The organism is Pedobacter sp. ASV1-7, from assembly GCF_040203335.1.
In the GTDB taxonomy this organism is placed as follows: domain Bacteria; phylum Bacteroidota; class Bacteroidia; order Sphingobacteriales; family Sphingobacteriaceae; genus Pedobacter.
Map to the genome: position 1 here is coordinate 1 of NZ_JBEHBV010000016.1, position 5,419 is coordinate 5,419.

2 protein-coding genes, 2 tRNA genes and 2 rRNA genes are annotated in these 5,419 nt (G+C 42.9%); 2 read left to right on the plus strand and 4 right to left on the minus strand.

All coding sequences use genetic code 11. The features are described 5' to 3' along the window. Together ABDJ41_RS22920 and ABDJ41_RS22925 are read left to right on the plus strand one after the other, a co-directional pair. Window positions 1-295, plus strand: a 295-nt coding sequence (locus ABDJ41_RS22920) for a hypothetical protein (protein ID WP_349788486.1), incomplete at its 5' end; no start/stop codon positions are given. A gap of 363 nt (window positions 296-658) precedes the next feature. Then, the gene (locus tag ABDJ41_RS22925) at window positions 659-1,729 is read left to right on the plus strand and encodes a Fic family protein (RefSeq protein WP_349788487.1); all 1,071 of its coding nucleotides are present in this window, start codon (window positions 659-661) and stop codon (window positions 1,727-1,729) included. 165 nt (window positions 1,730-1,894) lie between these two features. Here ABDJ41_RS22925 and rrf read toward each other — a convergent pair. From rrf to ABDJ41_RS22945, 4 genes are all read right to left on the minus strand, one after another. Further along, window positions 1,895-2,006 (minus strand): 5S ribosomal RNA (rrf, locus tag ABDJ41_RS22930). Between the two features lie 125 nt (window positions 2,007-2,131). Next, window positions 2,132-5,012 (minus strand): 23S ribosomal RNA (locus tag ABDJ41_RS22935). A gap of 233 nt (window positions 5,013-5,245) precedes the next feature. Continuing rightward, a tRNA-Ala gene (locus ABDJ41_RS22940) sits at window positions 5,246-5,322 on the minus strand. Between the two features lie 19 nt (window positions 5,323-5,341). Further along, window positions 5,342-5,415 (minus strand) — tRNA-Ile (locus ABDJ41_RS22945). Window positions 5,416-5,419 lie beyond the last annotated feature (4 nt).

Genomic DNA, 5,419 nt, shown 5'->3' on the forward strand with positions numbered 1-5,419 from the left:
TTTCGTCCAGGTCTTAATGTTCCTGGTTTCAGTTTCGATTACTTCAACGTTTCAATCTTGTTTTTCTTATTATCAAACTCCGTTTGATAAACCCGCTCTGTTTGGGATTGCAAAGGTAGAAATCTTTTTGGTAGTTGCAAAGTTTTTTAAAACTTTTTTTCCTTTTTATTTTCTGCCGGTTTTAAACGACTCAAAGAAATTACCATCTCTACACGCAACCACTCAAATCATCCTTCTCTATATCCCTTTCACTGTTTCCCTTCCTCCGAAGCGGGATGCAAAAGTAGGAAAATAATATAAACCCACAAACATATAACCACTATTATTTGCATTTATTTCATAACTCACTAACCCACAGGTAGAAAAATGCTATCTCTAAACAACATTTTTATCACTTAAGTGTTTTAACTATTTACATACCTTTTCAAACTTCCATTAAAAAATTTCTTTATAGCTTCTTTTAAGGTAAAACCAGCCACCTAACCTTAAAATGGATATAAAAATAAGGTAAACATAAGGCGATCAGCTTAAATTAAGGTCAACAATCAAGCTCACCTTAAAAATAAAGACGTTTTAAGGTCTTGCAATCTTTTTGTATATTTGAGGTATGCCTTATTTAATAAATCCTGATAGAAACAAACCCTAGAACGAATTACCATTGCTTCCTATAAATAAAGAATTATATGAAGACATTCAAATCCTATCACAACTAGGAAATGCTAAAGCTGCTTTGGGAAGATTACAGGGACGTAGCGTTGCTATCCCTAATCAGGGTTTATTAATCAATTCTATTAGTTTACAAGAAGCAAAAGCATCTTCAGCAATAGAAAATATCTTTACTACCGATGATGAGCTTTACAAAGCATATAGTGAGCAGCAGACAAAACAACTGCAAGGTCCCGCTAAAGAAATATTAAACTATAGAGAGGCGCTATGGTTAGGTTATCAATATTTACAAGCAGAACAAGAATTTGATGAAGCGTACTTTATCAAAATGTATAGAACCATAACACAATTCAATGATGGTATAAGGCCTCCGGTAGCTCAAATTTATATCAAAGAAGGTGGAACAGGATTAAATGCAGGTAAAGCATCTTATACTCCACCCAGGGGTTCGGCTATAATAGAAGAAAAACTCAATAATCTGATTAACTTCTTAAACGACGATAAACAATATCCCGTTGACCCACTTATAAAAATGATTATAGGTCATTTTCAATTTGAAGCTATTCATCCCTTCCGGGATGGTAATGGAAGAACGGGAAGAATATTTAACATCCATTACCTGACAAAAAAGGGATTGCTAGATTATCCAATTCTTTTTTTAAGTCGCTACATTATGGATCATAAAGAAGATTATTATTCCACGCTATCAGGAATTGCACAAAAAGGCAACTGGAAAAACTGGTTTCTATTTATGCTTAAAGCTGTTGAGACAACGGCTAATTTAACTTACAACAAAATTAATGACATTATAGCCGCTAAAGATGCTATACTGGAAGCAGCAATTGATCAAGGTTCCATTTCACGCCCAGAATCCCTTATTAATACATTATTTACTGAACCTTTTACCAAAGTAAAGCATTTGACGGAAAGAGGCCTATATGCTGAAAATACTGCACGTAAATATCTTGATGAGCTCTCAGCAATGGGAATTCTAGAAAAAAGAATGATACAAGGAAATAGTTATTATCTAAATCTGGAACTATATAGGATTTTATCAGAATAAAGGTAACAGAACTAGACTAATAGAAATATTGCCCAACGTCTTAAACAAGGTGAGTTAATTGTAAAATAGTAACTTATCAAGTTCCTTCAAGCTTTGTAAACGAGTTTTGGGTAAATTGCCATTAACAAGAAAAGCCTTTCAGTAAACTGAAAGGCTTTCTTTAAGATTTGGCACCGACCTACTCTCCCACGTGTTACCGCAGTACCATCGGCTCTGGTGGGCTTAACTTCTCTGTTCGGAATGGGAAGAGGTGGACACCACCGATATAGGCACCTAAATATTTTTAAATATTTAGTGATATATCTCATAATATCCTTGCGGTATATTATGGCTATTGTTACTAAACAAGTGACATATTATTGAAAGAAGTTAAGTTAGGAAGAACAAACAACAGTTTACTGCTCTTGAAAGCTTCGGATGATTAGTATTACTCGACTTTGATGTCACCATCTTTACATCTGTAACCTATCAACGTAGTAGTCTGCTACGGTCCTATATGGAATTCTCATCTCGTGGCTAGTTTCGCACTTAGATGCTTTCAGCGCTTATCTATTCCCAGCGTAGCTACTCTGCAATGCCCCTGGCGGAACAACAGATTCACTAGAGGCTAGTCCAACCCGGTCCTCTCGTACTAAGGTCAGCCCCACTCAAAATTCCTACGCCCACAACAGATAGGGACCGAACTGTCTCGCGACGTTCTGAACCCAGCTCGCGTGCCACTTTAATCGGCGAACAGCCGAACCCTTGGGACCTTCTCCAGCCCCAGGATGTGACGAGCCGACATCGAGGTGCCAAACCTCCCCGTCGATATGAGCTCTTGGGGGAGATCAGCCTGTTATCCCCAGCGTACCTTTTATCCTTTGAGCGATGGCCCTTCCATGCAGAACCACCGGATCACTATATCCGTCTTTCGACCCTGCTCGGCTTGTTTGCCTCACAGTCAAGCAAGCTTATGCTATTGCACTCCTCATACGGTTACCAAGCGTATTGAGCTTACCTTTGAAAGCCTCCGTTACCTTTTTGGAGGCGACCACCCCAGTCAAACTACCCATCAAACAATGTCCTTCACTAAGTGAAGTTAGACATCGAATACAGAAAGGGTGGTATTTCAACGTTGACTCCATGACGCCTAGCGACGCCACTTCACAGTCTCCCACCTATCCTACACATCCTGCATCCAATGTCAATGTTAAATTGTAGTGAAGGTGCATGGGGTCTTTCCGTCCCGTTGCGGGTACCCGGCGTCTTCACCGGGACCACAATTTCACCGAGCTCATGGCTGAGACAGCGCCCAGATCGTTACACCATTCGTGCAGGTCGGAACTTACCCGACAAGGAATTTCGCTACCTTAGGACCGTTATAGTTACGGCCGCCGTTTACTGGGGCTTCGATTCAATGCTTCTCCGTGAGGATGACATCCCCTCTTAACCTTCCAGCACCGGGCAGGTGTCAGGCCTTATACTTCATCTTTCGATTTTGCAAAGCCATGTGTTTTTGTTAAACAGTCGCCTGGGCCATTTCACTGCGGCTGATATTGCTACCAGCGCCCCTTCTCCCGAAGTTACAGGGCCATTTTGCCGAGTTCCTTAGCCATGAATCACTCGAGCGCCTTAGAATTCTCTTCCCGGATACCTGTGTCGGTTTGCGGTACGGGTTTTTATAACCTGAAGCTTAGCGGTTTTTCTTGGAAGTCTGATTACCTGCACTATCCACGCCCCCGAAGGTTTGCGGTACTATCGGCCTTCAGCAAGACCGGCGGATTTGCCTACCAGTCCTATACCTACAGCCTTCAACGATCTATTCCGTCAGATCGCGGCAGTGTCACTACTCCGTCCCCACATCGCAGTTATAAAAAGTACGGGAATATTAACCCGTTGTCCATCGAATATCCCTTTCGGGTTCTCCTTAGGCCCCGACTAACCCTGATCCGATTAGCGTTGATCAGGAAACCTTATCCTTTCGGCGGGCAGGTTTCTCGCCTGCCTTATCGTTACTTATGCCTACATTTGCTTTTCCAGAAGCTCCAGCAAAACTTACGTCATACCTTCGCTGCCGCTGGAATGCTCCCCTACCGTAATATTTACACATTACCCATAGCTTCGGTGTACAATTTTATGCCCGTTTATTATCCATGCCCGATCGCTCGACTAGTGAGCTGTTACGCACTCTTTAAATGAATGGCTGCTTCCAAGCCAACATCCTAGCTGTCTATGCAATCGGACCTCGTTAGTTCAACTTAACTGTAACTTGGGGACCTTAGCTGATGGTCTGGGTTCTTTCCCTCTCGGCGCGTGACCTTAGCACCCCGCGCCTCACTGCCGTGTATATTAAATAGCATTCGGAGTTTGTCTGGATTTGGTAGGATTTGACTCCCCCGCACCCAATCAGTAGCTCTACCTCTATTTAACTTCACCACGACGCTGTTCCTAAAAACATTTCGGGGAGTACGAGCTATTTCCCAGTTTGATTAGCCTTTCACCCCTACCCACAGATCATCCGGAAACTTTTCAACGTTTATCGGTTCGGTCCTCCAGTACGTGTTACCGCACCTTCAACCTGTCCATGGGTAGATCACAAGGTTTCGCGTCTACCTCCCCTGACTATACGCCCTATTCAGACTCGCTTTCGCTTCGGATCCGTGTCTGAAACACTTAACCTTGCCAGAGAAGAGTAACTCGTAGGCTCATTATGCAAAAGGCACGCCGTCACGCCACCTGGACGCTCCGACCGCTTGTAAGCACACAGTTTCAGGTTCTATTTCACTCCCCTGTTCGGGGTTCTTTTCACCTTTCCCTCACGGTACTGGTTCACTATCGGTCTCTCAGGAGTATTTAGCCTTACCGGATGGTGCCGGCAGATTCCTACAAGGCGTCTCCGACCTCGCAGTACTCAGGATACTACTAGACTAATGGTACTTACGTGTACGAGGCTATCACTCTTTATCGCCAGGCTTCCCATCCTGTTCCACTTCATTGCATTATAATCTTATCGTAGTCCTACAACCCCACATTTGCCGTAACAAATATGGTTTGGGCTCTTTCCCGTTCGCTCGCCACTACTTAGGAAATCATTATTATTTTCTCTTCCTCTGCTTACTTAGATGTTTCAGTTCGGCAGGTTTGCGTACATTGTACGACTAGTCTTCAACTAGCCAGGTTTCCCCATTCAGAAATCTTCGGATCAATTCATATTTGCTAATCCCCGAAGCTTATCGCAGCTTATCACGTCTTTCATCGCCTCTGAGAGCCAAGGCATCCCCTGTGTGCTCTTAATTACTTTCTTCTCTCCATACCCTTTTGCGCATATGGAAATGCTTTTTTGATTGTTGTTAAATCGTCAGTCAGTTTGTAGTAATTGCTTACTGCATTCTTTCCTTCGACCAAACAACGTCTCTATTGTTGTTTGCTCTTCTTTTTTAACTTCTTCCAATATGTCAAAGAACTGTTCTATCCCGGAGTACATTCCTATACAGGTTTGTTCCCTATTTCTGTGCCTTTTGTATTAAGCACCGGTGATGGTGGAGAATAACGGAGTCGAACCGTTGACCTCCTGCGTGCAAGGCAGGCGCTCTAGCCAGCTGAGCTAATCCCCCTTAAGATTATACCTTAATGTAGTCCCGAGCAGATTTGAACTGCTGACCCCTACATTATCAGTGTAGTGCTCTAACCAACTGAGCTACGGGACTAAAT